Here is a 24,507-nt window from a genome sequence, read left to right as displayed (position 1 = left end):
GCACCGGCTGCAACGGCATTGTCCGACGCGACACGGTGGACGAAATTGCCGCCGCGGTTCTGGCCCTGGGAGAGGGCACTCGCCTCCACGCGCTCTTCCCCGTGCAGTCCCTCGCCACCACCCCGGCCCAGCCAGCCGAGGCCGCCGCGTCCGACACGAAAAAGCCCGCGCGTCGGACAAAGAAAGCTGCCAGGCCCGTGGCGTCGGACACCCACGGCGGTTTGTCCGACGCGCTCCGCGAGCGCCTCGCCGACCTCCGCAAGCGCGGCTTCAACCGCCTCTATCAGAACGGCACCATCTACGAGTTCTCCACGCCGGAATCGCTGCTGGAAATCGACTTCCGCCTGCCCGTCTTCGTCCTCGTCGACCGCATTGCCGTCTCCGCCGAGAACCGCGCCCGCATCGTGGACGCCGCCGAGATCGGCTACCGCGAATCGGGTGAGATCCTCTTTGAGATCGTCCCGCGCGACCTTCAAACGCTCGATCCGCAAGTGTCTGCGGCGAAGCCGCGTCCGCCCGTGCGGCCAGCACTTCGCTTCTCCGCCGCTTTCGAGTGCAAGACCTGCCACCGCGTCTATCGCGAGCCCGAGCCCAGCCTCTTCTCCTTCAACAATCCCTACGGCGCCTGCCCTCGCTGCCAGGGCTTCGGCAACACCATCGACTTCGACCTCGACCTCGTCATCCCGGACAAAACCAAGACGCTCTCCGAAGGCGTGATCGAGCCCTGGACCAAGCCGAAGTACCGGCCTCTCGCGACCGAGATGAAGCGTTACGCGCGCGCTGCCGGAATCCCGCTCGACGTCCCATGGGAGGCCCTGACGCCTAACCAGCGCGATTTCATCCTCGACGGTGAAGGCCGCTTCATGGGTGTCCGGGGCTTCTTCGCACATCTCGAGCGCAAGAAGTACAAACTCCACGTTCGCGTCTTCCTCAGCCGCTATCGTGGATACTCGCTCTGTGGAAGCTGCAACGGAACTCGACTCCGCGCCGACGCCCGGCAGGTGAAAATCGCCGGCAAGGACATCTGCCAGGTCACCGCCATGACCGTCGAAGATGCGGCGGGCTTCTTCCGCGACCTCAAACTCACTCGCCAGGAAAATGACATTGCCGGCAAGCTCCTCGAAGAGATCCGTGAGCGCCTGCGCTTCCTCAATGACGTCGGCCTCGAGTACCTCACGCTCGACCGTCTTTCATCGACTCTCAGCGGCGGCGAGGCGCAACGCATTCAACTCGCGACGTCGCTCGGCTCGCATCTCGTCGGCACGCTTTACGTTCTCGACGAGCCTTCCATCGGCCTTCACAGCCGCGACACCGAGCGCCTCATCAACATCCTTCATAACCTGCGCGATCTCGGAAACACCATCCTGGTCGTCGAGCATGACCCCGAGATCATGCGAGCCTCCGACCGCATCCTCGATCTTGGCCCCGGCGCCGGCGAGCATGGCGGCAAACTGGTCGCCCAAGGCACCTACGAGACGCTCCGTGACGAACACACGTCGCTTACCGGCCGCTATCTCCACGGAGACCTCCACATCGCCATGCCGTCGCAGCGCCGCTCCGCAACCAAGCGCAAACTCGCACTACGCGGCGTCCGGGGCCACAACCTGAAGAACTTCGACATCACTTTCCCACTCGACATGATCGTCGCTGTCACCGGCGTCTCGGGATCCGGCAAATCGACGCTTGTGCATGACGTCCTGTACCAGGCGCTTGCCGCCGCCAAGAAACAAACCACCGGTGTTACCCCCGAAGGACAATGGAGCAAACTCGAAGGCGACGAGTTCATTGACGAAGTCGTGCTCGTCGACCAGTCGCCCATAGGCCGCACTCCGCGTTCGAATCCCGTCACCTACATCAAGGCCTTCGACGCCATCCGCGAACTCTTCGCCTCGCTGCCCGAATCGCAAAAACAGGGCTACGCCGCAGGACACTTCTCGTTCAATATCCCCGGCGGGCGTTGTGAAGCCTGCCAGGGCGACGGCACCGTCACCGTCGAGATGCAGTTCCTCGCAGACGTCGAGTTGATCTGCGAGGAGTGCAAGGGCACGCGCTACAAACCCGAGATCTTGCGAGTCCACTACCACGGCCGCAACATCCACGACGTCCTCAACCTGACCGTCCGCGAAGCCATGCACTTCTTCAATGGGTCCCAGAAAATACTCGATAAACTTAAAGTTTTAGATGAAGTCGGCCTCGGGTATCTGCGGCTTGGCCAGTCCGCCACCACCCTCAGCGGAGGCGAAGCCCAGCGTATGAAACTTGCCGCCCATCTCCAGCCCCGTTCCGCCATTCGTGTTAACGCAGAGGGAGAGGAATCGAAGCGCCGCCGACGCGTGCTTTACATTTTTGACGAGCCGACTACGGGGTTACACTTTGACGATGTAAGCAAATTGTTGGCGGCCTTCAGGCGCCTCATCGATGCCGGTGGATCGATCGTCGTAATCGAACACAATCTCGACGTCATAAAAGTCGCTGATTGGGTAATCGATCTCGGGCCGGAAGGTGGTGCGCGTGGCGGCCGCGTCGTCGGCGTCGGCACGCCCGAACAGATTGCGGGGCTGTCAAAGTCGTACACCGGAAAATGGCTGACCCGCATCTTACCTGCTAACGAGAACGCTCATAGCAATGCGTCCTAGACACATCATCGCGTGCACAGTTGTGCTGGCGTTATGTGCGTCTGTCTTCGCGCAGTCATCGAGCGCACGCAAGCAGACCGCATCTCGTCCGGCGAAAAGGCACACTAGCGAATCCGAACTCGAATTCCGCAAGGCCGTAGCCGCCGCTCAAGCGAAAGATTTCGCCACCGCCGAGCCGCTCCTTAAGCAGGCCGCCGAGGACAATCCGCAGAACTACCAGGCCTGGTTCTATCTCGGCTACGTCTACAGCGAAACCAATCGCCCGGATGACGCTATTGCTGCTTATCACAAGGCCGTTGCCTTGCAGCCCACGGTCATCGAGTCGAACCTTGATCTCGCCGTTCTGCTTGCCGAGAAAGGCGAGAGCGAAGCCGGTGTCTATCTTCACAAAGCCGCCAAGCTCAAACCGACACCCGATCAGCAGAAAACTCTCACGCAGGTCTGGGCACTGCTCGCGAATAAGCTGAAGACCACTGATCCCGCCGGCGCTGTCGACGCCTACCAGACCCTCGCCGAACTTCGCCCCAAGGACCCTGCCCCGCTGCTCGAACTCGGGCAATTTCTGGAATCTCGCAAGGACACAACCGGAGCCGAGAAGGCCTACAAGCAAGCCCTTGCGCGAGATCCGAATTCTTCCGACGCCCTCGCTCTTCTCAGTAATTTATATCTGCGTCAGAACCGTCTGCCGGACGCCGAACAGACGCTCGCGTCGTTCGTGAGGGCCAATCCGCAGAGCATCAACGGGCACCTGCAGCTCGGACGCGTTTACCGCATGGAACAGAAGAACCCCGAGGCCACTGCCGAATTCGAGAAGGCCCTCGAACTCAAACCGGGCGATTCCGACACCCTTCGCGAACTCGCTGCCGTCCAGCTCGACAGCAAGAACTATTCGGCCGCTGAAGCCACCGTTCGCAACCTGATCGCAAAGGAACCCAACGACGCCACACTTTACTTCCAGCTCGGCCACACACTTTCCAAAGAAGCGAAATACGAAGAGGCCGAAGCCGCGTACGTGCAGGCAATCAAGCTCAAGCCCGCTTGGGGAGACGCTTATGGCGAGCTTGCCGTCGCCGCCTCACAGGCGAAGAATTACGCCGGCGCGATCCAGGCGCTGAATGCCCGGGCCAAGTATCTGCAGGAAACGCCCGGTACCTATTTCCTCCGCGCCACCTGCTTCGATCACCTTCGCGCCTACAAGGAAGCCAGCGAGCAGTACAAGAATTTCCTGCAAGTCTCCGACGGGAAATATCCCGACCAGGAGTGGCAGGCGCGTCATCGCCTCGTCGCTATAGATCCGGAGAGCCGCAAGAAATGAAAGCTTGCTCCATCCTCGCCCTCGGCGTACTTGCGCTGTTCCCAATCCTTTCTGCTGCCGCCGACAAGCAGAAACCGGATCTGGACAGGCTCAAGGCGGAAGCCGATAAGGCCGTGGCGCGTGCTGAAACCGCGAATCCAAAGGACTGCACCAAGGACTGTCTTGAGGCCGCCCGCAGGCTCGTCGACCTTTCCGATCAATACTTCACGCTGGGGAACGTACAAGATGCTCACACCGCCATGAACAATGCCGGTCGCTTCGCCCTGAAGGCGGGCCACGACTCTCTCCAGACCAAGAAGCGCCGCAAGGAAACCGAGATCGGCCTGCGCAAGTTGCAGTGGCGAATCTCACAAATCGAAGAGACCCTTAACTTTGACGACCGCCCTTCCGTCCACAAGATTGTCAACAGCATCAGCAGAACCCGTAGCGACATCCTGATGAGCATGTTCGATCAGCCCAAAAAAGAATTGGGGCCAGCCCCACCGGACAAGGAGAATCCATGACCCCGACCATCCGACGTGCATTCTTATCTCTCATGCTGCTGTCATTTCTGGGCACTGGAGTTTCGGTGCTTGCTCAGCGATACCACGATCCCCTCAACGACAAGGAAGTAAACGAACTTCGTGAGACGGCTCAGGAACCCGAAAAGCGCATGAAGCTCTATATAGGTTTCGCCAAGGCCCGCATGGAAATGATCCAGAACATGCGGACTAACCCCACGCTCATGGGTGAAGACGGCTCCGAGATGCGTAACCGGCTCGAAGATCTCGCCACTCTGGTCGACGAAATCGACGACAACCTCGACGACTACAACGACAAGAGCCAGGACCTTCGCAAGCCATTGAAGTCGGTCATAGAAATGGATTCCGACTTTCAGGTCAAACTCACCGAACTGAAGCGAACGTCGACCCCGGAACAACTGCGCAACTACGGAATCGCGCTCGAAGACGTGACCGACTCGGTCAACGAAAGCGCCGACTCCGCCCGCTCCATGCTCCAGGACCAGTTGGAAAAGCGCGGCAACGTTAAAGAGGAGACAAAGAAAGAAAAAGAGAGGGAACTGAAAGAAGAAAAGAAGAAAGACAAGCGCAACGACAGCGACGAAGTCAAGCCACCCTGTTCTCCGTGCTAATCTGAACTTGCCCCGCTGCTGCCCGATCCTCTTGCCATTCCGGGTGCTGCGAGAGATCTGTTTTTATCGCCGTGACTGAGTATCTTCACAAACTTCTCCAACACACCTACCGGGAACTGCGTCCCCGTGCCCCCATGCCTGAGTTCGAGATACGGTTTTATCCGTTCGCGAACATCAACAACACCATTCGCCTCCGTGACAATGTCCTCAAGTTGCGCATTTCCGATCTGCTGGAAGGCGCGCCCGAAAGTGTCCTGCACGCCATCTTTCACATCCTCATCGCGAAGATCTACCGCAAGCCCATTGAACCCGAGCACGCCACGCGCTATCGCCGATACGTTTCCAGCCACGATCTCTCCCGCAAGGCGCATCTCGTTCGCCAGATGCGCGGCCGCAAGAAGATCGTCAGCGCCAAGGGACACAGCTATGACCTCGACGCCATCTTTGACGACCTCAACACGCGCTTCTTCTATGGCCTGCTCGCGCGTCCGCAGATGACGTGGAGCAGCGTGCACGCGCGCAATGCGCTCGGCCACTATGATCCCGCTCACAATGCTATCGTCGTCAGCAAGATTTTCGACCACCCGCGCGTGCCGAAGTACGCGATCGAGTATCTCGTCTACCATGAGATGCTTCACCTGAAACATCCCGTCAAACTGCGCGGCAGCCGCCGGTGCGTTCATCCGCGCGAGTTCCAACAAGACGAGAAACTCTTTCCACAACTCGAAGAAGCGAAGGAATACCTCAAGAGGCTTTGACGCTTAAGGAATAATGACTTGCGTTTATCTCTTAGGCTTTTTGGTGGAGCTAGTGAGAGTCGAACTCACGACCTCTGCAGTGCGATTGCAGCGCTCTCCCAACTGAGCTATAGCCCCACTGTCTGGGAAGGTGCCGAGCAAAGCTCGACAACATTCATTTTATCAGCCACCTCCCGATTCGCCAACTCACTCGCTTGAACCGTCCATGACACTTCCATCATCCCTGCACAGTCAAAGAACAGCTGCTGGAGTTGAGCACGTACTATGGCGTTCGAAAGCTTCCGTGCATACACAAACCGCATGCGCGAGGTTGGCAGTGACGCGCTATACAGGCCGCAGTGACAAAAAGCACACGTCGCATGGGCGCAACGTTCTCTGCTCTGCGGAATCTAATCCAGCAGCTATAATTAAGGGTGACCGTGACCGAACCATCAGTAAAGAAGATTGCCGAGGCAAAATTTCCCACCCGTTGGGGACAGTTTCGTATCCTGGGCTATGAGGGTCATTTTCTCAGCGAAGGCGAACGCCGCCGCGAAGAAGCTGTCGCTCTCGTAATGGGCAACATTCACAGTGAACCGCCACTCGTGCGCATCCACTCGCAATGCCTCACCGGCGATGTTTTCGGCTCGTTGCGCTGTGATTGCCGGCAGCAGTTGGAAATGGCGCTGCAAATGATTTCCGAGACTGGCGCTGGAATCCTCATCTACGAAGAACAGGAAGGCCGCGGCATCGGGCTGATGGCAAAGCTGCAGGCCTACCAACTACAGGACCAGGGATTAGACACGGTCCAGGCGAATGAGAAACTGGGCTTCAAGGCCGACTGTCGCGACTACAACATGCCGGTCGAGATTCTTCGCGCACTCAACGTGAAGTCCGTTCGACTTCTGTCGAATAATCCCGACAAGGTTGCGGCACTTGAGAAGGGCGGGGTCGCAGTCGCTGAGCGCGTTCCCTGCGAAGTAGAGCCTACTCCATACGCCGAGAAGTATCTCGAAACCAAGCGCGAAAAGATGGGTCACCTCTTCTCGATGCGCTTCCCGTAACCTGCCGGACAAGTGTCAGCAATCGGCCACGAGTTTCGCAATTGCTGCACGGTTTTTTACTGGCAATCCGCTTTTCAGCGCAGCCCGCAACAGCGCGATATAGAGTTCGCGCGCTTCCCGAACCTGGCGCAATGAACGCAAGTGTGCGCGAATCGTTTCGATATCGCCTCGAATGAGCGGCCCCGAGAACGCCTTCCCTGCCCCGCTTCGTCGCCCAATATTTGCAAAAAGGTTCTGAATCGTCCTTTCGACAATCGGCCCCATCACCTCGCCAAGTTGTCGTCGCGAGATCCCCGCGTTGATCGCGACCTCTGAAGCGGTCGTAAGATGCACTACCAGCAGCGGCGAGAGGAACGCTCCAAACGCGTGGTAGAGCGGCTTCTGCTGTGGATCTATCTTCAGCGGACGTCCACCCAGTGCGATCACGATGCGGTGGGCGGCCGCAAGGGCTTTGGTATCGCCCTCAATCGTCCAGGCCACGCCGGTCATGTCAGGAGTTTCACCGGGAACGAACGTCATCATGGGATGAGCGGAAGCTATGTGCGCTCCGCGGCGTTTTAGCGGCAGGAGAATATGGCTCGAAAGTGCCCCACTGGAATGAAGGACGAGCTTATTTCTCCAGCCGGCGAGAGATGCCAGATGCGCAGCAACCTGGCGAATGGCGCCGTCACTTACAGCCAACCAAGCTATGTCTCCGGACCAGTCGGCATCGGCGATCGTTCTCACCGATGCGCCAACCATCCCAGCAAGCAGCCGCGTGCGCCGGGAATTGGATCGCGTAACTATCTCGGCGATGTTGTATCCAGCTCGCGGAAGGAGTGTGGCCAGTGCGTGTGCCAGGTTTCCGGCACCAACCAAGGTTACGGTTTGCTTTGCGTTCGCCATCTTCGCGGAGGATAACAGAGGCAGAAACCCTGGAACACCTGCTTTGGTTGATCCGCTATATTGGTTCACCTATGGCCACCAAAGTGAAGCGCCCCTCCACCAGGAATGTTAAGAAGAGTAAAGCTGCCATCCTGAAGTCACGAGTCACGTACCGCGCGCCGGTTTTTTATGTAACATCGGAGATCGTTCGTGAGCCCAGCGGAGTGACGGCCCGGCGGGACATCGTACGCCACCCGGGATCCGTTGTTGTGCTCGCCGTCGAAAGCTCCGGTAGAGACGCGCGTGTTCTACTGGCTAAACAGTTTCGGTATGCGGCGCGCAAGCAGATGCTGGAGCTTCCGGCAGGCCGCATTGATGCTGGCGAAACCGCGCTGGAAGCGGGAAAACGCGAACTGAGCGAAGAGACAGGGTATCGCGCACGAAAGTGGTCGAAAGCAATGTTCTTCTACGTGAGCCCTGGATTTTTGGATGAAACCATGACGATTTTTCTCGCCGAAGAATTGGAACCCGGGAAGGCAACTCCAGAGGAGGATGAAGTGATTCGAGCCCGCCTGGTTCCGCTTCCGAAAGCGGTCGACATGGTCATGAAAGGGCGGATTCAGGACGCAAAGACCATAGCGGGAGTACTTTGGTATGCCCGACGGATAACGAACTCTTGACGAACACGCAAGACGGAATTACATTAACCCCGCGAATGAGGAGCTCGCGTCTCTCCGAAAGCCGCTTCTGGCGCGGGTTTTACTAGTAACCACATTGACAACATCTCATTGGAGGCGGACAATGGGACCAATAACAGCTGTCAACAAGGCCAAATTCCAGCATCGGCATTGCCAGCAAGACAGAGTAATCCGACACACTGGGTCTCACCTGTTGAGGCTTGGTCAGCGGTAGCCCATGCCGCTGAATTCGTACGGAGGAACTGTAAGTGGCAAGATTGAAAGGTACGGTTAAGTGGTTTAACAACGCAAAAGGCTTCGGTTTCATCGGGCGCGAGGATGGCCCCGATGTTTTCGTGCATTACAGCGCGATTCAATCCGAAGGTTACAAGAGCCTCCAGGAGGGCGACCCGGTCGAGTTCGAGATTGTAGAAGGCCAGAAAGGGCCGCAAGCCGGAAACGTTACGAAGGCTTCTTAAAACGCTTTAAATACGGTTCATTATGCCCAGCCACCAGGCTGGGTTTTGTTTTGCAAGTTCGAACGCCTGTACAATCGTTGCCGAGTATGCCAGCGCTGGACAATCGCAGCCTCGCCACGATCCTTTACGAAACGGCCGATCTCCTCGAGATTGCCGGGCAGGACCCGTTTCGAATTCGCTCGTATCGCAATGCCGCCGAAGCAATCGAGGGATGGCCCCAGCAGATCTCGGAACTAGCGGGCAACGACAAACAACTTCTGGCGATTCCTGGAATCGGCAAAGGCATGGTCGCGAATCTCAACGAGATTTTCCGCGAAGGAAAACTCACGCTGCACTCGGAACTGCTCGAGAAGTTTCATCCTTCCATGCTCGAGTTGCTGAAGATACAGGGACTCGGACCTAAAACAGTCGCGCTGATTTGGAGCGCTTTCAAGGTCTCATCGGTAGCCGAGGTTGAGAAACTGGCGCGCGAAGGCAAGCTCCGCGAATTGCCTCGCATGAGCGAGAAGTCGGAGCAAAAGATACTGAAGGCAATCGAGACCTATCGCAACATCTCGGGCCGCTTCCATCTCGACGAGGCAGATAAGACGGCACTGAAGATAATGGACCACTTGTCGGGATTGGCCGGAGTGGACAAGATCACCCCCGCCGGATCTCTCCGCCGGGGCCGTGAGACGGTCGGCGATGTCGATTTGCTGATCACCGGCAAGTGCTGCCACAACGAGAAACAACGAACCGCCGTGATCGATCGCGTGATCGCCGTTCCGGGGCTTACGGATGTACTCGCCAAGGGCGAGAACAAAGTCAGCTTCAAGTTGCGCAGTGGTATGCAGGTGGACGTTCGCATCCTTCCGCCGGACTCGTTCGGTGCGGCGATGCAGTACTTCACGGGGTCGAAATCGCACAATGTCACCCTTCGTCAGCGCGCGCTGAAAATGGGAATGACACTCAACGAGTACGGCCTGGTTCGGCTGGACGATGACAAACTGGTAGCAGGAAAAACGGAAGAGGAGATTTACGCCAAGCTTGGCCTCGACTACATTCCGCCGGAAATGCGCGAGAACTGCGGGGAGATCGAACTGGCGGCCGAGCACCACCTGCCCAAGCTCATCGAGTTGACGGATATTCGCGGCGAGATCCACATGCACACCGTGGAGACCGATGGAAAGAACACGATCGAGGAGATGGCGATGGGCGCGCGCGAGCGTGGATACGAATACATCGCCATCACCGATCATACGAAGAACCTGGCGTTCGCCAATGGGCTCGATGACAAGCGCGCCGTCGAACACATAAAGCGCATTCACAAAGTGAATGCGCACATTGAGGGGATACGGATTCTTGCCGGCGCGGAAGTCGACATCCTGCCGGACGGCGAACTCGACTTATCTGACTCGGTCCTCGAGCAGATGGATGTCATCGTCGCAAGCGTGCACTCAGCATTCAATCAAGAACCGGCACAAATGACGGATCGGCTTCTGAAGGCGATGAGCAATAGGAACACGATGATCATCGGGCACCCGACAGGGCGCATCCTCCTTCGGCGCGACGCCTACCAGTTCGATATGGACAAGGTGCTTGATTTCGCCGCTAAAGAGAAAGTCGCGATGGAGCTGAATGCCTATCCGGACCGGCTTGACCTCTGCGACCGGCACTTGCGGATGGCGCGGGAGCGCGGGGTCAAAATCGTTATCAACACGGACGCGCATCACACGACGCATTTTGAAAAGCTGAAGTATGGGGTACTGCAGGCCCGGCGGGCATGGTTGACGAAGGCCGACGTTCTGAATACTCTACCCGCAGAAGAGCTGGTTACGGCGCTGAAACGGGCATAAACTGCTGGATGCACCGCGGGGCTCCGGCCTCCCGTGAGCTGCTGGCGGCATCCATGACTGTGAGAAGCCGCTTTTCCGAGGAGGACTTATGGCGACTCGGTCCAACCCGGCTCCCGATCCACAAGATGCGGGACATATTCCAATAACCGAAGAATTCGACTCCCCCAAGCACACCCTTCCCGACAAAGGGCCCATGATCATAGCCCTGGTCCTGGTTGCGGTCGCGCTGGCGGCTATCGTCTGGTTCTTCCGTGCGACACCGGTGGCCAGCGGGAGCATCGACGAAGCGTACGCCGTTGACGTTCCGAACCAGGGGACGGTGCTGGCAACCGTGCAACTCACGCTGAAGAACCTCACCGAGAAGCCGCTCAAGTTGAGGAATGTCAACATTACCGTTCAGACCGACAAAGGCGAGTTCAACGATGATTTTGCTTCGGTCGCGAATTTCCAGCGCTATTTCCAGGCCTTTCCCGACCTACAGCAACACTCGATCGAGGGTTTGCCGTACGACCTCATTATTCCGCCCGGGAACCAGGTGAGCGGAACCGCCATCGTGAGCTTCCCGATCTCCAAGCAGGATTTCGACGCGCGTCGTGGCTTATCGGCAAACGTTAGCTTCTACAATCATCCGATGGTGGTGATTAAAAGATAAATCAGGACGCAATGCAATTTCGCGAGTTGCTGGCAAGACCCTTGCTAGCAGAGCTCTTGCTGTTACTGTTTCTTCTGCAAAAACTTCAGCCGATGAGGTGCATGAACGCTGGTGGGACAATCGTCATACTTCAACAGGCTAATAGACCCGTCGACTTCCAGAACGCCGAGGGCTACGTCGGAGATGTTGCTGATGCCGTGCTCGCGGCAGGCGCGCTGGATCTCGTCGACGGTCACGTGCTCTTTCGCGAGATGCGTCAGCACCAATTCGCCATTGTGAATCAGAAGAGACGGTGAACCCTGTACCAGGCGCCGGAAGCGTCGGTTGAACCCGCTCGCTTCTGCGACCCCGTAGTTCAGGAGCAGGAGCGTGACTGCAGCCACGGCACCCCCTACCAAAGAGGTGTCCGGCCCGGTCATTGCATTCTGCACAGCGTTGCTCAGCAATAGCAGCAACGTCAGATCGAACGGCGTCATCTGCCCGACTTCGCGTTTCCCGGTCAGCCGAACCCCCAGCAGAACCAGGATGTAGATACAAGCGGTACGAATAAGGATCTGTAACAGAACACTAAAGGAAGGTACAAGCCCAGACATATTCCCGTCTCCCTGTTTGAAACGAAAGGCCCGCCAGACGGCAGGCCTTCGCCAATGCGTTCTTCAATAACTTACATCTTTGGCGTGCTCAAATAGCCGCTGACCTGGTTCTTCGTCACGGTGAACACAACCAACTCATAAAGCTGCCGAACCCCGCCGGGTGTGGTGTAGAACTGCAGCGGTTCGTTCGCCGTCCGATCCTTCTTTTCGATGGTCTTGTCGTCGGCGAGCACGTTGAGAGTGAACTTGCTGTGCTTCGGGTCTGCTTTCTTCAACTGGAGGCTGATGGTGCCTACGGGCTGCCGTTTGTTCTTAGTCAGCGTGAACTCGATGTAGTTCCGCTCGCCGCGACGCCTCAACTCGTCCAATTGTTCACGGCTGGTTGCGATCAGGCCGCTCTGCACGCCGAGATCGCCGATGGCTTTTTCGAGTTTCGCCTTGGTGGCTTCGAGATCGGTCTTGGTATTCGCAATGTCAGTCTTTGCGCCCCCGAGATCTGTCTTGACGCCTGTGACCTCGCCGCTGACCTGCGTAACCTGCTGCGCCTGTTTCTGCTGTTCTTCAGTAAGCTGGCTGAAGCCGGCCTGCTGACGCCTCTGCAAGTCAGCCGTGCGCTTTGCGAATTCTTCCTTGGTTTCGCCTACCTTCTGTTCCACGGACTGCACCGACTGCGCAATCGCTGTGCTGGTCATGTGCAGCTTGTCCTGGATCTCCTTCTGGGCCGCGATGGTCGCTTTCTGCTGGTCTTCCATGGCCTGCACACGACTGCGCAGGTCGAAGATCAGGAAAAGCGAGAGGATGATGTAGACACCCACGACCGCGTAGATAACATTCCGCAGCAGATTGGACTCGCCTGTCTCCTGAGGGTAGTTCTCACCAGACTCGTCAGACATGGATGGCTCCTTGGGAATGAATGGATGGGCAGCAACTCTGGATTGTTTAGCAGAAACAAGGCACTGTCAATCCGGGAATTCAGGTAGAGTAAACCACATTCCTCTGCGATCCCGTTGCATGAAAGCAAGCCAGCCGAGGCGTCTCCAGCTGTAGGTCCCATTCCACCAACAGACTGAAGTACCGAAAAAACGCAGAAATCGTCGAGGTGGCCCGCCAGGACTAAGGCTTGGAATCGGAATTGCACATGAAAATGAGTCTGTCATGAGCAGCACGATTGTGGACGGGCAGTAACACAGCGTTTTGAAGAAGTTAAAGAGCAGATTTCGCTGCGTCTGCGGAAGCTGCGGAAGCACAGCGCCATAGGTGGGCAACTCTCTACTCAGACCGTAACCTGAGGTGCTCACATTGTTCGGGGAGAGACATGGGCAGGGCCGCGAAATTTATTCTGATTGCGCTACTCACTTTTACCTTGCTTGCCGCTGCGCAAACAGCGTCCGCGCCTCTATCGCGCGAACCCGGCGGTACGAGCCCGACTACCGGGACAGTTAACCCCGCGTCCCAGAGCGCTCTCATTCGCATTCTGACCCCGGTCGCCAGCCAAAACCTTGCTGGCACTTCCACGACTGTGCGGTTCGAATTGACGAACCCCGCTGCAATCGCAGGCACACCAAATTACCTCGTGCAGATGGACGGGAGAACCCCTGTCCAGACCTCGCTGACTCAGCAAGTATTCACTGGGCTCACCCCCGCAGTACATACGATCACGGTTGAACTGGTGGACGCCAATGGAACTCCGATTCAGGGCGGCCGCGCGGCTGTTCAATTCTTCGTTCCTTCCCCCACAGCACAGCCTTCTACTACAGCTCCCAAGGGAGTCGCCGAAACCGGAACGAAGGACCGTGAGTTGAAGATTGCCGGTTTCAGGTTTCAGCAGCCCGACCCAGGAAAGAGCGACGATTCAAACCTTCCCCCGGCGAGCAGCCCGCTTCCGTTGATCTCAATTATCGGCTTTGGAGTGCTGGTGGGCGGGATAATTTCTGCAATGAAGACGCGTTCCTAGCAGCTGGAAAAATCCCGCTAAGACTCAGGATTCCGCATCCAACTTTTTGTAACTCCCGCGTCGTAAGGAGGAAGCCGCGAATGTCGCTGCGTGGTAATACGAGAACTTGGCGCAGGTACGTGTTAGCACTTTTCGCGCTTCCCGCGTTTTTTCGCCGACACGCCGCCACAGCTCTGATACTCTGCGGCGCTATTCTGTTGGCGTACGTGGGTACGGAATACGCAGAGATGTTCTGGAGTCAAAAGCAGTTGGAAACTGAGTGGGCGCTGCAGCAACATCAGCCGAAATTGACGAAAGGATCCACGCCACACCCCTTACCCGCCGCTCTCAAGGATGATGGTCTCACCAGGCTTTCAATCCCCAGCATCGATTTCAATGCTGTCGTGGTTGAGGGTAGCGACCACCAGGCCCTTCTCCTTGGCCCCGGACATTTGGAAGACACTCCCGCACCGGGCGAACTGGGAAACTCGGTTATCTCCGGACACCGTGATACCTTCTTCCGCCACATACATCAGTTAGTAAAGGGAGACGAGATACTGGTTCAGCGCAACGGCCGGACTTTCCATTACGAAGTCACCGGGAAGCAAATTGTGCAGCCGACCGACATGTCGGTTCTTAAGCCCTCAAATCATCCCGAGCTGACTCTTATCACCTGCTATCCGACGTACTACATCGGGCCTGCACCCAAAAGGTTGGTAGTCACCTCGAAGCTGGTCGACACCGCCGCTGCCAGCGGTGCTTCCGGTGCTCCGTCGGTGGAGCCGCTGTCCCAGCGAGCCGTCGCACACTGATTTCGCATCAGTCTCCCCGTTCGCTACAATTCTGGCGTGAAAAGTTGGGACGCAATCGTTATCGGTGGCGGCGTCATTGGCCTCAGTGTCGCGCTCGAACTGCACAAACGCGGCTGTAAGGTCCTCATACTCGAACGTGGCGAACTCGGGCACGAGGCATCCCACGCTGCCGGTGGAATGCTGGCGCACTGCGATCCTCACAGTCACGAGAAGCTATGGCCCCTGGCCAAAGCTTCCGCCGAAATGTACCCCGAATTCGTTCTCGAACTTGAGGAGGACACCGGGGTCCATGTCGATCTTCGGCAGCACGGCACCATCGCTATTCTGGGCGATGCAAGCCCGGAGTGCGGGCAGAGAATGAGTGCGGAAGAACTCGCGATCAAAGAACCTCACCTTGTATGTACTAGTCCGGCCTATTTCTTGCCGGAGGCTTGCCTCGATCCCCGGCGACTCGTGGTGGCGATTGCGAAAGCTCTGCACCGCCGGAAGGTCGATATTTCGACGGGGAGCCGCGTGATTGCGGTCGAAACCGCAATGAGGAAGGTCACAGCGGTCCGGACCGATAAATCTACGTACCCGACCCGTATTGCCATCAATTGCGCCGGAGCGTGGGCTTCGAATATCACTCCCGGTTCCCTCCACACGCGACCGGTAAAAGGTCAAATCCTGTCGATCGTACCGAAGCACGGTACACACTTCCCTCTTCAGCATGTGGTTCGAAGTGCAGGCTGTTACCTGATTCCACGCAGCGACGGCCGGATCGTCATCGGTGCCACGGTCGAAGAAGCAGGATTTGATAAGCAGGTGGATCCAGTGGCAATCCAAGAACTTCACCAGGCGGCGGCTATCCTCATGCCAGAGCTCGGGAAAGGACGGATCCTCGAGGCTTGGGCGGGCCTGCGTCCCGGAAGCCCAGATGGACTACCTATGATCGGGGAGACCAGCTACCTCGGCTATCTCGTCGCCACAGGGCACTTCCGCGACGGAATCCTGCTCGCCCCCATTAGCGCACGCATCATTGGAGATCTGGTGACCGGGGAGACGCCGGAAATGAACCTGATTCCTTTCGCACCGGAGAGATTTCACTAGTTTCCCTGATATCTTTAATAGCAGGAACCTGGGGACACTCGAGGAGGCTACGTGGCTAAATTTGCAAAAGTCCTGATCATGCTCATCCGGGCATTAGCACTCGTTGCAATCGTATTGGGGATCCTGATCTGGCTTGGTACCTTCCCACAGGTACTTCCTTCTCACATAGGAATCGGTTTCCTGATTGCCCTGTCCATGGGAATTCTGGCAATCATCGCGATTGCGAAGCGCATTTTCGCCTTGGGAGTTCTCGGAATTGCCGCTGCGATTCTCTTGCCGGTTATTGGCCTGAGGCAGTTTCCGTTGGCATTCCGCCATCTCGGCCCCATACAGGTGAGCCATATCATCATTGTTTTCGCGGCTTTGGGAATAGCCGAGAGCACATATGCTGCAATCCGCAAAACTGATACCGATCGAAGAACGGCCGGTGCTCCGGCTTCCTGATCGGCCAGCCTCCTACCAGTACGTGAGCTTGAACTTGTTGCCCCATGTGCTGTAGTCGGTCTGATACTTGTTACCGTTCAACTGATAATGAATGATTACCCGGCTGCTGCTGGACGACATCGACTTGGGATAATAGCTGCGATTGACGTAGTACTTCTTGCCGTTCACCGTGATCGAGACGAAGAGAACTTTGCCGTTGTATCGCCGTCCCTCGAAGGTCACGTGCGTCCAACTGTAAGGCGACGGCCTATGGCACGGGATCGATGTATCTACCCATCTTGCGTACTTGTTATCCCAGAGCCGCCAATTCCCGTTGAGGTAAGAGCATTGCGTATCCCAGCGGTACCATTTGTAGCCCTTGCGTTGACTGACGGAGAACTCCATTCCTGAAGAACCGCTCGCGGATTTGTAGTAGTAATGCAGGTCATAAACGAAGTGCGTCGCCGTCGAGTTGGTGGACATATTGCGATAAAAGAGTGCGTGCGACCATGGAGTAGTTCCACCGAGACTGAATTTCGTCGAGCTGCCGTTGAGGGAAGGCGACTTGATATGTTGAGTCATAGAGTAAGTCGCGCCACCACCCGCGTTCGCACAGCCGCTGCAGGAATGCCAGCCGGACATCGCTTCGATGTTGCTAAACGTTGTCTGTGCAACGGCCGCGAGCGACAGGACCGATGCTGCAAACAGGATTGCCGCCAATCTCATCCCTTCATCCTCCTCTGTTACACCGCACACGTTCAGGCCAGGGCGGTTTAAGGTTGAGAGGCGAGATTACTGGACCATCAACTCAGGCTCAATCAGGCAATAGCTCTAGCACGCGAAAAGTCACAGGTCGGTACTAAGTACAACCAGGTGACAGACCACGGGAACCAGTACTGCATTTACAAGGGAGATGGCGAGCGACCGTTTAGGGACCCGAAGGGCTGGAAGGCGGTTTAATCAAGAAATCGTCCATGCTCGTAGCCGTTGCCGCTGCACCCAGATTGTTTGACACGCCCAGGGTCTCGCAAATCAGGCGGAGTACTGATTCGTGCTGGAGGTAGTTGTTACCCTGGTAGCCACGCTTCACATTGGGGCCGACCAGGATAACTGGAATGTGCCCGCCGCCATTCCGATCATCATTGTCCCAGGATTCATCCCAGGCAATGATCATCAATCCATTCTTCTGAAAACTGGGTTGTGCCAATATGGGCGCTATCGTCTTCTTCAGCCATTCATCTCCCCATACCTCCTTATCGTTGTTAGTACAGGGTGAGATCGTCGGCGGGCAATCATGCATATTGTCCTGCTGGTTCGGAACGATATACACAAATGACGGAAGAGAATCGCTGGCAATGTCCGCATTCATCTGGGTCAACGGAACCATGTTGTCGTCCTGCTCGGCGATGAAATGGATGTCTGAAAAATAGGCGAAGGGATTGTGCGACTTTACGTACGGGTACGCGCGATCGTTCTGGTATCCGACACTGGGCAGGCTCTCGAGATACGCTTTCCATGTGATGCCCTGCTGTCCCAGCAACCGGGCAAGGTTATCGCCGTCATACACCTCGGCGTAATAGAGATCGTTCGTTACCATGCTTCCCGTGGTCAACATAAAATAATCGCCGATCGACGGGTGGGTGTTCGCGTAATAGTTCGTGGCGACCGCGTACTGCTGAGCGAGTGAGTTGATATAGGGCGCGTGCGGGTTACCGACCAGTTTTTCGAACTCCTGGTTCTCAAACATGATCAGGTAGACGCGGGGGAGGCTATCGGCTGGGACCTTGTTGGGGATAGGATCTGGCGGCTTGGTGAGGTTGACGATTCCACGGCAACCAACCAATGTAAAGACCAGAGACAATGCTATCCAACTCAGCCCAAAAGCTCGCTTCATAAGGTCCGACTTCGAACACGCAAGCAGGGAAACGTCTGCCTTTGTTCAGACGCAAGGCTGGACAGAGGTGTTGTCCTGTATCTCTGCAAAAGTCTCGAGCAGCTTGGGTTTTGGTGGCTTGTTAAGCTGCACGGAAATTCCCTGATTTGTTAATGATGAGTAAAAGGAGAAGCGCGTACCGAAGTTTGTGTGGGGTGAGGATGGCATTCGGTACGCGCTTTATTATTTCAATTGTTGATGTAAGACTACGGTAGGTGAGTTCTGGTGTCTGTGATGCAAATCACAATACCGAATTCCTTTTTTGGGAATTCGTAACCCATTAGTAGTAGACCAAAACCCGCGACCAGCGGCCCAGTTGGAGAGACAACTGCAAAGCCCGAATAGGTCCTTCAGGGCCAAGTTTTCCCATTTCTTGCGCGATTGCTATACTTTTCCGTTCGCAGTCATGTAACTCTCGTAACCTGCAAGTTGAAAGGACCCCGCCATGTCTTCCACCGCCGTTGCCTTCGCAAAAGAAAATGAAAAAAGATTCCTGGATGAACTGAAAGCACTGCTGCGAATTCCCAGTATCAGCACGCTGGACGAGCACAAACCAGACATCCAGAAGGCGGCTAAGTTCGTCGCCGATGAGTTGAAGCGGATAGGCTTCGAAAACGTCGAGGTCATCCCCACGCAGGGTCACCCACTGATTTACGCCGACTGGCTCCATGCCGCGGGAAAGCCGACGGTGCTCTGCTATGCGCACTACGATGTGCAACCGGCAGAGCCGCTCGAAGAGTGGGTAACTCCACCGTTTGAACCTGCCGAGCGCAACAGCAACATCTATGCTCGCGGCGCCGTAGACGACAAGGGCCAACTCTGGATGGAAGTAAAGGCATTCGAGTCGCTCTTTAAGGCCGGTAACGGCAAGTTCCCTCTCAACATTCGCGTGATCTTTGAGGGCGAAGAGGAAGTTGGCGGCGAGTCCATCGCCGAATTCGTCCGCAAACACGGAGATCGTTTGAAGGCGGATTTTGCGCTGGTGTGCGATACCGAGTTGTTTGCACCGGACCTGCCGACACTCTGCGTTGGACTGCGTGGGCTGGTTTACACCGAGATCGAAGCGCAGGGCGCTGCGCAGGACCTGCACTCCGGCGTCTACGGCGGTGCTGCGCCAAATCCGCTATTTGCGCTGGTCGAGATCATCAGCAAGCTCAAAGACCCTAACGGGAAGATACTCATCCCGGGCTTCTACGATAAGGTGAAGGAACCTACAAAAGACGAGCTGAAAGCCTGGAAGGCGCTTCCTTTCGATGAAGAGGAGTACCGCAAGAAGGAAGTCGGGTCGAACGTTCTTACCGGCGAAGCTGGATATTCGGTGCTTTATCGCACGTGGGCGCGACCGACGCTCGAGGTTCACGGCATGCCGGGAGGCTTTATCGCCAAGGGTGCGAAGACTGTCATTCCTGCGCGTGCGTCGGCAAAGGTCTCGATGCGGCTCGTGCCCGACCAGGACCCCGAAGAGATCCTGAAGAAGTACACAGACTACGTGATGTCGCTGTGCCCGAAAGGAATCCAGTTGAAGATCCAGGTACACAGTAAGGGTCCGGCGAGCGTGGTCGACACCGATAACAAGTACATCAGGGCCGCAAACGAAGCGCTGCATGAGGTGTTCCACAAGGACACGGTCTACATCCGTTCGGGCGGCTCGATCCCGATCGTTTCGGACTTCCAAAACGAACTGAAAATCCCAACCGTGATGATGGGCATGGGACTTCCGGATGACAATCTGCACGCTCCCAACGAGAAGTTCCACATTCCGAACTTCTACCGCGGAATCGAAGCGATCATCCGCTTCTTTACCATCGTGGCGGAAGGCAAGTAAGCGACAATTCCCTCGGATTGAAGGGCTGCCCTATTCGGCAGCCCTTTCGTTTGCCCCTCCTACGGAACGTGAATGTCGCCAGTCGGCCCGGCGGCTGCTGCGTTTAACAGAGTGGTGGCTCCGCTCATCAGCGCAACTCCGCCGCCGGCGTCGCTTCCCGCTACGGCCACTTTTTCCTCCTGCATAATCATCGTTTCAGGCTCTCCTTCCCCGTCGCGCAGGTACACAACGTCGAACCGGTGATGTCCAGTCGCAGTCGCTGCCAGTTTGCAGGTCTCAGTCTTGTGAAGCTTTATCCCTAACCCGAGGCCGAGCAGGACAATGCATTCTTCTTCTGCAGTGAGTTCAACCGGCTCATACCGGGCGGCGTCCTGGACGTTGGGGATCACGGAATTCGCAGTTATCTTCATCTTCTTGGGCATAATTCTCTCTCCTTTGAAAACTCATCCGATGCTGTGCCCCAATAGAGCCTATCTCGCGGTCTTGTTTGCCGCTGTCGATTCTGTTTTCTTCTGAACCCTGTTCAACTCCTCTCGGACCTTCGGATCAGCCATGAGTGACCGCAAGTCCGGATCCTGAGCCAGCGTTTCGACCGAGTTCCCCGCCAGAATGCTGTCGCGCAGATATGATTTTGCCTTTTGCTTATCTCCGAGCAGACAGTAAATATCGCCTGCAATTTGCAGTGCGCGAGGCGCTTTCGATTGCAGAGCAAGGGCCGCATTGAGGTTTGCAATCGCGTCAACCGGCATGTGGCGCTTCGCATACTGCATCCCTAGATCTGACCTCATCGTGGCGTCACGCGGGCTGAGCTTGATCTGTTCCTTCAACAGAGAAAATGTGTGTTCATCCGCCTCGGCGGCGTTCTTCTTATCGCCGATCTCCTCGTAATATGTTCCGAGATTATTCCAGGCTGTGTAGTTATTCGGGTTGTCCTGCAGGGCTCTCTTGGTCAGCTCAATCGCTTCGGAAAAGCGTCCTTGCTCGTTATAGAGGTTCGCAAGATTGCCGTAAGCAGCGAATACTAACTGATACTCCAACGCTTTCTTCAGTTCGGCTTCGGCTTCTTCTTTTCTGCCTAATGCTTTCAAATCGAGCGCCAGGTTCGTTCGGGCATAAACCTGGTTAGGAACAAGCTCCAGTTCACGACGATGTTGCTGCGCTGACTCTTCGAATCGGCGCTGGTAATAGTAAAAGGATCCTAATCGGTGATATCCCTCCCAATTCTCTGGACTGAGCGCAATTCCGTGCTGATAGGTTGTTTCTGCTTCGGCGGATCGTCCTTGCGTGTCGTAAATGTCTGCGAGCGCCAAATACGCCCTAGAATTGTTGGGGTCAAGGTCGATCGCGCGCTGTGCCTCGGTCAGCGCCAGCCCCGGGTTCCCCATTGCCAGTTGAACTCGCGCCAGCATGATATGAACGTCTGGAAGTTGTTCGTCAATGGCGAGCGCGGTTTTGCACTCCTTCTCCGCTTCATCGATCAGGGTCTTGTCTCTTTCCAACTGGAATCGCCGGAAATATGCCTCGCCAAGAGCTACGTGAGCCAGAGCAAACCTCGGATCGGCCTTTACTGAACTGTTGAGCAACTCGATCGCCTGCGACAGCGCGTTCTTGCGGTAATAGTGCTGAACGAGGTCGATTCCCTTCTGATAGGCATCGTAGGCGGTGGGACTCGCGGATTGCGCGGCGAACTTCTTCTGCATTGCTTTTCGGGAAACTGTGACGTTTGTACGAACGGAAATGAAGAGTGCCGCGACAGCCAGAATGATGACCACCGCAAAGCTCCACGACGTTCTCGTTGGCAGGACTTTGTGCTGATCTCCTCCAGCGCTTCGGATTCGCTGCCGGAGTTCGCGGGTATCGAGCGTGATGGTTGCTCCAGCGCGAGTGGCCTCGAAGAGCTTCAGGTCGCGAAGCATCTCCAAGCAGTTCTGGTAACGATCCTCCGGACGCTTGGCGATAGCCCGATAGACGATCATCTGCAAGGCTTCGGGAACGTTCTCCATGGGCGCAGGTTGGGCTTTAGCAATCGCCGTGATCGTCATCGCGGGATTCTCGACAGGAAACGGGTATCGATGCGTGAGCAACTCGTACATCACTACGCCAAGCGACCAGATGTCCGTGCGACGATCGACGTTCTTTCCTGTGACTTGCTCCGGAGACATGTAGGGAAGGGTTCCTGAGACACCGATGCTCTGGGTCGCGTCCTCACTAACCACACGCGCTAGACCGAAATCGACAATCTTGGTGACTCCGTCGGAACAGAGGATGACGTTCGAAGGCTTGATGTCGCGATGAATCACGTTGTGCGCATGAGCGTGCGCGAGACCTTGCGCAATCTGCCGAATTACGCTGACGCTCTGGTCTATCGTGAGCGGCGCGTGACTCATGCGCGTCGCGAGATTCTCGCCTTCATAGAAACCCATCACGATGAAGAGTTTTCCATCGCCAGCTTCTTCAACTGCGTGAATGGAGGCGATGTTCTCGTGATCAAGAGCAGAAGCAGCGCGAGCCTCCTGGAGGAGACGGTTGCGGTCGGCAGCGGTGAGCGCGCTATCTACTGAGAGAAATTTCAATGCGACCTTACGCTGCAGTTTTTCGTCGAATGCCTTGTAAACAACTCCCATGCCGCCGGCCGCGAGGCGAGACATAATCCTGTAGTTGCCGAGGAGATTTTCGGGAGGCACCAGAGCTGGGAGTGCCATACGTCCACCTTCTACTTCGTAGCAGGGTCACCCAAAAGCACCTGCACCGGGACGCGAGTTCTAACGACTGGAGAAAAGCCCAAACCGAAATTGGCGCGATTATATCCCCTTCGCAAGGCGCAGGGACTGGATTATTCGATTGCCGCAGGACCCCGTCGAGAAATAGTGCGGAGGCAAAGAGCGACGTTACAGTGCTATGAGCGAAATCTGGAGAGGCTGTTAACCATCTGATAACACACCCCCCACCCCGCCAGTATTCTCGTTCATTGTTTTCAATATTTTGCGTCAAAACAGAGCCTAAATCTATGAAAAGTTAGGATGTTAAAGACCCATGCGTTTGCAGTATTTTCCGTGGCATGCGGCGGGAGTTCACTGTAGGAGTAGTCGTTGCCTTCGTCGAAAGACACGCTTTATTGAACGAACGATTCTCTGAAGCAGACTTCTCGAACAGGGGCTGCCGTACAGAATTTGACGACTAAGTAGTGCGCTTTTGGACTCAGTTTCATTCGCAATGCGCAAGACGCTGCTACTACTGGTGGCTGTGATCATACTGGCCGGAATGCTCGAGGGACATGTCTCCGAGCTACTCGATCACTGGGACCATACTTTGCGGACAGGAAGGATGTGGACTACACAGCCGTCGTAATTGCAGCGTGCCTGGGAGTTGTGTTGCAGTTGGCCGGGAGATGTTATCAGCAGCTTCGTGCGTTGTGAAGCGTGTGAAATTGCTGGATCTTGCGACGCATCTCTTCGCAGCTCTCCGAACTCCTCCGCCTGATCGACTCGCGACGTGCCCTCCTCTATTGAGCCTTTCTCCACTTCGAATTTAGTGCTTCCTGGAGTAGACAAGCGGCTGCGGACGCGAAAGCCTTGAACCCGGAAACATCGGCCGTTGCGAGTAGAGGTACGGGACAGTGGAAATCCTGGTTTGGGATGCGACGTTTGCTCTCGATGCGTACTCAGGTGTTTCTCTTTGTGGTTCACCGGGCCTTTTCTGATCATTTAAGTGCCTATTACCGAGTATTCAACAGCCCCAAGCTGCTGCGGGTTTCTCTATAATGATAAGAAACGCGCGCCTGCGCGGTCTGGGAGACGAATGTTCATTCCCCAACTCGTTTTTGTAGCCGTTGGCGGCGAGATCGCCGACATGATTTCGCAGAGCGGTCCTGTTGCCAAACTGGTACTTTTCATTCTCCTGCTCGCCAGCCTGTTTTCCTGGGCAGTGATTATTTCCAAGTGGAGCGGTTTCCGGCGTGCCCGGGTGCAGAGCGGGAGGTTTGTCCGGGCGTTCCGCAAAGCTCCGCGGTTGCAGGATATGGCAGCGGTGGCCGAGCAGTTTAAGCCGAGCCCGCTGGTGAGCGTGTTTGAGGGCGTGGTGGACGAACTGCGGAAGCAGGGGTCGGCCGGCCTGAGAAACGTTCCCTCGGTGCAGAGAGCAGCGCAAATCGCGTCGTCGGAAGAGTTGACGCGGCTTGAGCGGCGGCTGCCCTGGCTGGCCACGACGGGCAATGTGACACCGTTCATCGGGCTATTCGGCACGGTGTGGGGCATCATCGACGCCTTCCACGGACTGGGTACGGCGAGTGGAGCATCGCTTCGAGCGGTGGCGCCAGGCATCTCCGAGGCGCTAATCACGACGGCAGCGGGATTGTTCGCGGCCATTCCGGCGGTGATCGCCTACAACTACTTCTTGAACGAGATTCGGCAGTTCGGGGCGCGGATGGACGACTTCACGCTGGAGATGGTGAACCTGGTCGAGCGCGGATCGACCGGCACGCAGACGGGCGCGGGTCACGACTGAGATCG

The 24,507-nt window shown here is 56.5% G+C and carries 23 protein-coding genes and 1 tRNA gene; 16 read left to right on the top strand and 8 right to left on the bottom strand.

Annotated features, from left to right (window positions below; genetic code table 11):
- The 5 genes from uvrA to ROO76_00255 form a co-directional block, all read left to right on the top strand.
- The coding region (uvrA, locus tag ROO76_00275) for an excinuclease ABC subunit UvrA (GenBank protein MDT8066579.1) at positions 1 to 2,636 on the top strand (2,636 nt) is incomplete at its 5' end.
- A complete protein-coding gene (locus ROO76_00270; protein MDT8066578.1) occupies positions 2,626 to 3,951 on the top strand; it encodes a tetratricopeptide repeat protein in 1,326 nt (441 codons plus the stop codon). The genes uvrA and ROO76_00270, both read left to right, overlap by 11 nt.
- Positions 3,948 to 4,454, top strand: a complete 507-nt coding sequence (locus tag ROO76_00265) for a hypothetical protein (protein MDT8066577.1) — start codon at positions 3,948 to 3,950, stop codon at positions 4,452 to 4,454. The genes ROO76_00270 and ROO76_00265 overlap by 4 nt, the downstream gene beginning before the upstream one ends.
- Positions 4,451 to 5,083 (top strand): hypothetical protein, encoded by a 633-nt coding sequence (locus tag ROO76_00260; protein ID MDT8066576.1) that lies wholly within the window; start codon positions 4,451 to 4,453, stop codon positions 5,081 to 5,083. Before ROO76_00265 ends, ROO76_00260 begins: the two co-directional genes overlap by 4 nt.
- A 134-nt stretch (positions 5,084 to 5,217) precedes the next feature.
- Positions 5,218 to 5,841, top strand: a complete 624-nt coding sequence (locus ROO76_00255) for a M48 family peptidase (GenBank protein MDT8066575.1) — start codon at positions 5,218 to 5,220, stop codon at positions 5,839 to 5,841.
- Between the two features lie 41 nt (positions 5,842 to 5,882).
- On the opposite strand, the gene ROO76_00250 is transcribed toward ROO76_00255, so the two are convergent.
- A tRNA-Ala gene (locus ROO76_00250) sits at positions 5,883 to 5,958 on the bottom strand.
- A 302-nt stretch (positions 5,959 to 6,260) separates the two neighbouring features.
- Between ROO76_00250 and ribA the strand changes: the two genes are divergently transcribed.
- Positions 6,261 to 6,884, top strand: coding sequence for a GTP cyclohydrolase II (ribA, locus tag ROO76_00245; protein ID MDT8066574.1), 624 nt, complete (start codon positions 6,261 to 6,263; stop codon positions 6,882 to 6,884).
- Positions 6,885 to 6,899: 15 nt separating this feature from the next.
- Here ribA and ROO76_00240 read toward each other — a convergent pair whose 3' ends face one another.
- A complete protein-coding gene (locus ROO76_00240; GenBank protein MDT8066573.1) occupies positions 6,900 to 7,769 on the bottom strand; it encodes a Rossmann-like and DUF2520 domain-containing protein in 870 nt (289 codons plus the stop codon).
- Positions 7,770 to 7,840: 71 nt separating this feature from the next.
- Here ROO76_00240 and ROO76_00235 point away from each other — a divergent pair, with 71 nt between their 5' ends.
- From ROO76_00235 to ROO76_00220, 4 genes are all read left to right on the top strand, one after another.
- Positions 7,841 to 8,428 (top strand): NUDIX hydrolase, encoded by a 588-nt coding sequence (locus ROO76_00235; protein MDT8066572.1) that lies wholly within the window; start codon positions 7,841 to 7,843, stop codon positions 8,426 to 8,428.
- 266 nt (positions 8,429 to 8,694) lie between these two features.
- Entirely contained in the window at positions 8,695 to 8,904 is a 210-nt protein-coding gene (locus ROO76_00230) for a cold shock domain-containing protein (GenBank protein ID MDT8066571.1), read from the top strand.
- An 86-nt stretch (positions 8,905 to 8,990) separates the two neighbouring features.
- On the top strand, positions 8,991 to 10,739 hold the full coding sequence (gene polX / locus ROO76_00225; protein MDT8066570.1) for a DNA polymerase/3'-5' exonuclease PolX: 1,749 nt from the start codon (positions 8,991 to 8,993) through the stop codon (positions 10,737 to 10,739).
- 88 nt (positions 10,740 to 10,827) lie between these two features.
- The gene (locus ROO76_00220) at positions 10,828 to 11,391 is read left to right on the top strand and encodes a hypothetical protein (protein ID MDT8066569.1); all 564 of its coding nucleotides are present in this window, start codon (positions 10,828 to 10,830) and stop codon (positions 11,389 to 11,391) included.
- A gap of 62 nt (positions 11,392 to 11,453) precedes the next feature.
- On the opposite strand, the gene ROO76_00215 is transcribed toward ROO76_00220, so the two are convergent.
- Both ROO76_00215 and ROO76_00210 read right to left on the bottom strand, forming a co-directional pair.
- Positions 11,454 to 11,984, bottom strand: a complete 531-nt coding sequence (locus ROO76_00215) for a DUF421 domain-containing protein (GenBank protein ID MDT8066568.1) — start codon at positions 11,982 to 11,984, stop codon at positions 11,454 to 11,456.
- A 71-nt stretch (positions 11,985 to 12,055) separates the two neighbouring features.
- Positions 12,056 to 12,877 (bottom strand): hypothetical protein, encoded by an 822-nt coding sequence (locus tag ROO76_00210; protein MDT8066567.1) that lies wholly within the window; start codon positions 12,875 to 12,877, stop codon positions 12,056 to 12,058.
- Between the two features lie 422 nt (positions 12,878 to 13,299).
- Here ROO76_00210 and ROO76_00205 point away from each other — a divergent pair, with 422 nt between their 5' ends.
- The 4 genes from ROO76_00205 (at position 13,300) to ROO76_00190 (ending at position 16,262) form a co-directional block, all read left to right on the top strand.
- Entirely contained in the window at positions 13,300 to 13,938 is a 639-nt protein-coding gene (locus ROO76_00205; protein MDT8066566.1) for a hypothetical protein, read from the top strand.
- A 227-nt stretch (positions 13,939 to 14,165) separates the two neighbouring features.
- Positions 14,166 to 14,729 carry a class D sortase gene (locus ROO76_00200; GenBank protein ID MDT8066565.1) on the top strand — a complete coding sequence of 188 codons (564 nt, stop codon included), beginning with the start codon at positions 14,166 to 14,168 and terminating at the stop codon, positions 14,727 to 14,729.
- Between the two features lie 36 nt (positions 14,730 to 14,765).
- Positions 14,766 to 15,818 carry a glycine oxidase ThiO gene (gene thiO, locus ROO76_00195; GenBank protein MDT8066564.1) on the top strand — a complete coding sequence of 351 codons (1,053 nt, stop codon included), beginning with the start codon at positions 14,766 to 14,768 and terminating at the stop codon, positions 15,816 to 15,818.
- 51 nt (positions 15,819 to 15,869) lie between these two features.
- Entirely contained in the window at positions 15,870 to 16,262 is a 393-nt protein-coding gene (locus ROO76_00190; protein MDT8066563.1) for a hypothetical protein, read from the top strand.
- Between the two features lie 12 nt (positions 16,263 to 16,274).
- On the opposite strand, the gene ROO76_00185 is transcribed toward ROO76_00190, so the two are convergent.
- The gene (locus tag ROO76_00185; protein ID MDT8066562.1) at positions 16,275 to 16,967 is read right to left on the bottom strand and encodes a hypothetical protein; all 693 of its coding nucleotides are present in this window, start codon (positions 16,965 to 16,967) and stop codon (positions 16,275 to 16,277) included.
- Positions 16,968 to 17,169: 202 nt separating this feature from the next.
- Complete coding sequence (locus ROO76_00180; protein ID MDT8066561.1) at positions 17,170 to 18,135, bottom strand: alkaline phosphatase family protein; 966 nt, start codon at positions 18,133 to 18,135, stop codon at positions 17,170 to 17,172.
- A gap of 484 nt (positions 18,136 to 18,619) precedes the next feature.
- Here ROO76_00180 and ROO76_00175 point away from each other — a divergent pair, with 484 nt between their 5' ends.
- Positions 18,620 to 19,999 (top strand): dipeptidase, encoded by a 1,380-nt coding sequence (locus ROO76_00175; GenBank protein MDT8066560.1) that lies wholly within the window; start codon positions 18,620 to 18,622, stop codon positions 19,997 to 19,999.
- 59 nt (positions 20,000 to 20,058) lie between these two features.
- On the opposite strand, the gene ROO76_00170 is transcribed toward ROO76_00175, so the two are convergent.
- Both ROO76_00170 and ROO76_00165 read right to left on the bottom strand, forming a co-directional pair.
- Positions 20,059 to 20,421, bottom strand: a complete 363-nt coding sequence (locus ROO76_00170) for a hypothetical protein (protein MDT8066559.1) — start codon at positions 20,419 to 20,421, stop codon at positions 20,059 to 20,061.
- A 48-nt stretch (positions 20,422 to 20,469) separates the two neighbouring features.
- On the bottom strand, positions 20,470 to 22,701 hold the full coding sequence (locus ROO76_00165) for a protein kinase (GenBank protein ID MDT8066558.1): 2,232 nt from the start codon (positions 22,699 to 22,701) through the stop codon (positions 20,470 to 20,472).
- Between the two features lie 1,096 nt (positions 22,702 to 23,797).
- Here ROO76_00165 and ROO76_00160 point away from each other — a divergent pair.
- Positions 23,798 to 24,502: a MotA/TolQ/ExbB proton channel family protein gene (locus ROO76_00160; protein ID MDT8066557.1), complete on the top strand. Its 705-nt coding sequence runs from the start codon at positions 23,798 to 23,800 to the stop codon at positions 24,500 to 24,502.
- The last annotated feature ends 5 nt before the right edge of the window (positions 24,503 to 24,507 follow it).

It is taken from the genome of Terriglobia bacterium (assembly GCA_032252755.1).
In the GTDB taxonomy this organism is placed as follows: Bacteria; Acidobacteriota; Terriglobia; order Terriglobales; family Acidobacteriaceae; genus JAVUPY01.
This window is presented reverse-complemented; position numbering and strand designations above follow the sequence as displayed.

Excerpts from the sequence above, each read along its gene's own strand:
- ROO76_00270 (MDT8066578.1), top strand. The coding sequence starts at position 2,626 with ATGCGTCCTAGACACATCATCGCGTGCACAGTTGTGCTGGCGTTATGT.
- ROO76_00265 (MDT8066577.1), top strand. The coding sequence starts at position 3,948 with ATGAAAGCTTGCTCCATCCTCGCCCTCGGCGTACTTGCGCTGTTCCCA.
- ROO76_00260 (MDT8066576.1), top strand. The coding sequence starts at position 4,451 with ATGACCCCGACCATCCGACGTGCATTCTTATCTCTCATGCTGCTGTCA.
- ROO76_00255 (MDT8066575.1), top strand. The coding sequence starts at position 5,218 with ATGCCTGAGTTCGAGATACGGTTTTATCCGTTCGCGAACATCAACAAC.
- ROO76_00240 (MDT8066573.1), bottom strand. The coding sequence starts at position 7,769 with ATGGCGAACGCAAAGCAAACCGTAACCTTGGTTGGTGCCGGAAACCTG.
- ROO76_00235 (MDT8066572.1), top strand. The coding sequence starts at position 7,841 with ATGGCCACCAAAGTGAAGCGCCCCTCCACCAGGAATGTTAAGAAGAGT.
- polX (MDT8066570.1), top strand. The coding sequence starts at position 8,991 with ATGCCAGCGCTGGACAATCGCAGCCTCGCCACGATCCTTTACGAAACG.
- ROO76_00220 (MDT8066569.1), top strand. The coding sequence starts at position 10,828 with ATGGCGACTCGGTCCAACCCGGCTCCCGATCCACAAGATGCGGGACAT.
- ROO76_00215 (MDT8066568.1), bottom strand. The coding sequence starts at position 11,984 with ATGTCTGGGCTTGTACCTTCCTTTAGTGTTCTGTTACAGATCCTTATT.
- ROO76_00210 (MDT8066567.1), bottom strand. The coding sequence starts at position 12,877 with ATGTCTGACGAGTCTGGTGAGAACTACCCTCAGGAGACAGGCGAGTCC.
- ROO76_00205 (MDT8066566.1), top strand. The coding sequence starts at position 13,300 with ATGGGCAGGGCCGCGAAATTTATTCTGATTGCGCTACTCACTTTTACC.
- ROO76_00200 (MDT8066565.1), top strand. The coding sequence starts at position 14,166 with ATGTTCTGGAGTCAAAAGCAGTTGGAAACTGAGTGGGCGCTGCAGCAA.
- ROO76_00185 (MDT8066562.1), bottom strand. The coding sequence starts at position 16,967 with ATGAGATTGGCGGCAATCCTGTTTGCAGCATCGGTCCTGTCGCTCGCG.
- ROO76_00180 (MDT8066561.1), bottom strand. The coding sequence starts at position 18,135 with ATGAAGCGAGCTTTTGGGCTGAGTTGGATAGCATTGTCTCTGGTCTTT.
- ROO76_00175 (MDT8066560.1), top strand. The coding sequence starts at position 18,620 with ATGTCTTCCACCGCCGTTGCCTTCGCAAAAGAAAATGAAAAAAGATTC.
- ROO76_00170 (MDT8066559.1), bottom strand. The coding sequence starts at position 20,421 with ATGCCCAAGAAGATGAAGATAACTGCGAATTCCGTGATCCCCAACGTC.
- ROO76_00165 (MDT8066558.1), bottom strand. The coding sequence starts at position 22,701 with ATGGCACTCCCAGCTCTGGTGCCTCCCGAAAATCTCCTCGGCAACTAC.
- ROO76_00160 (MDT8066557.1), top strand. The coding sequence starts at position 23,798 with ATGTTCATTCCCCAACTCGTTTTTGTAGCCGTTGGCGGCGAGATCGCC.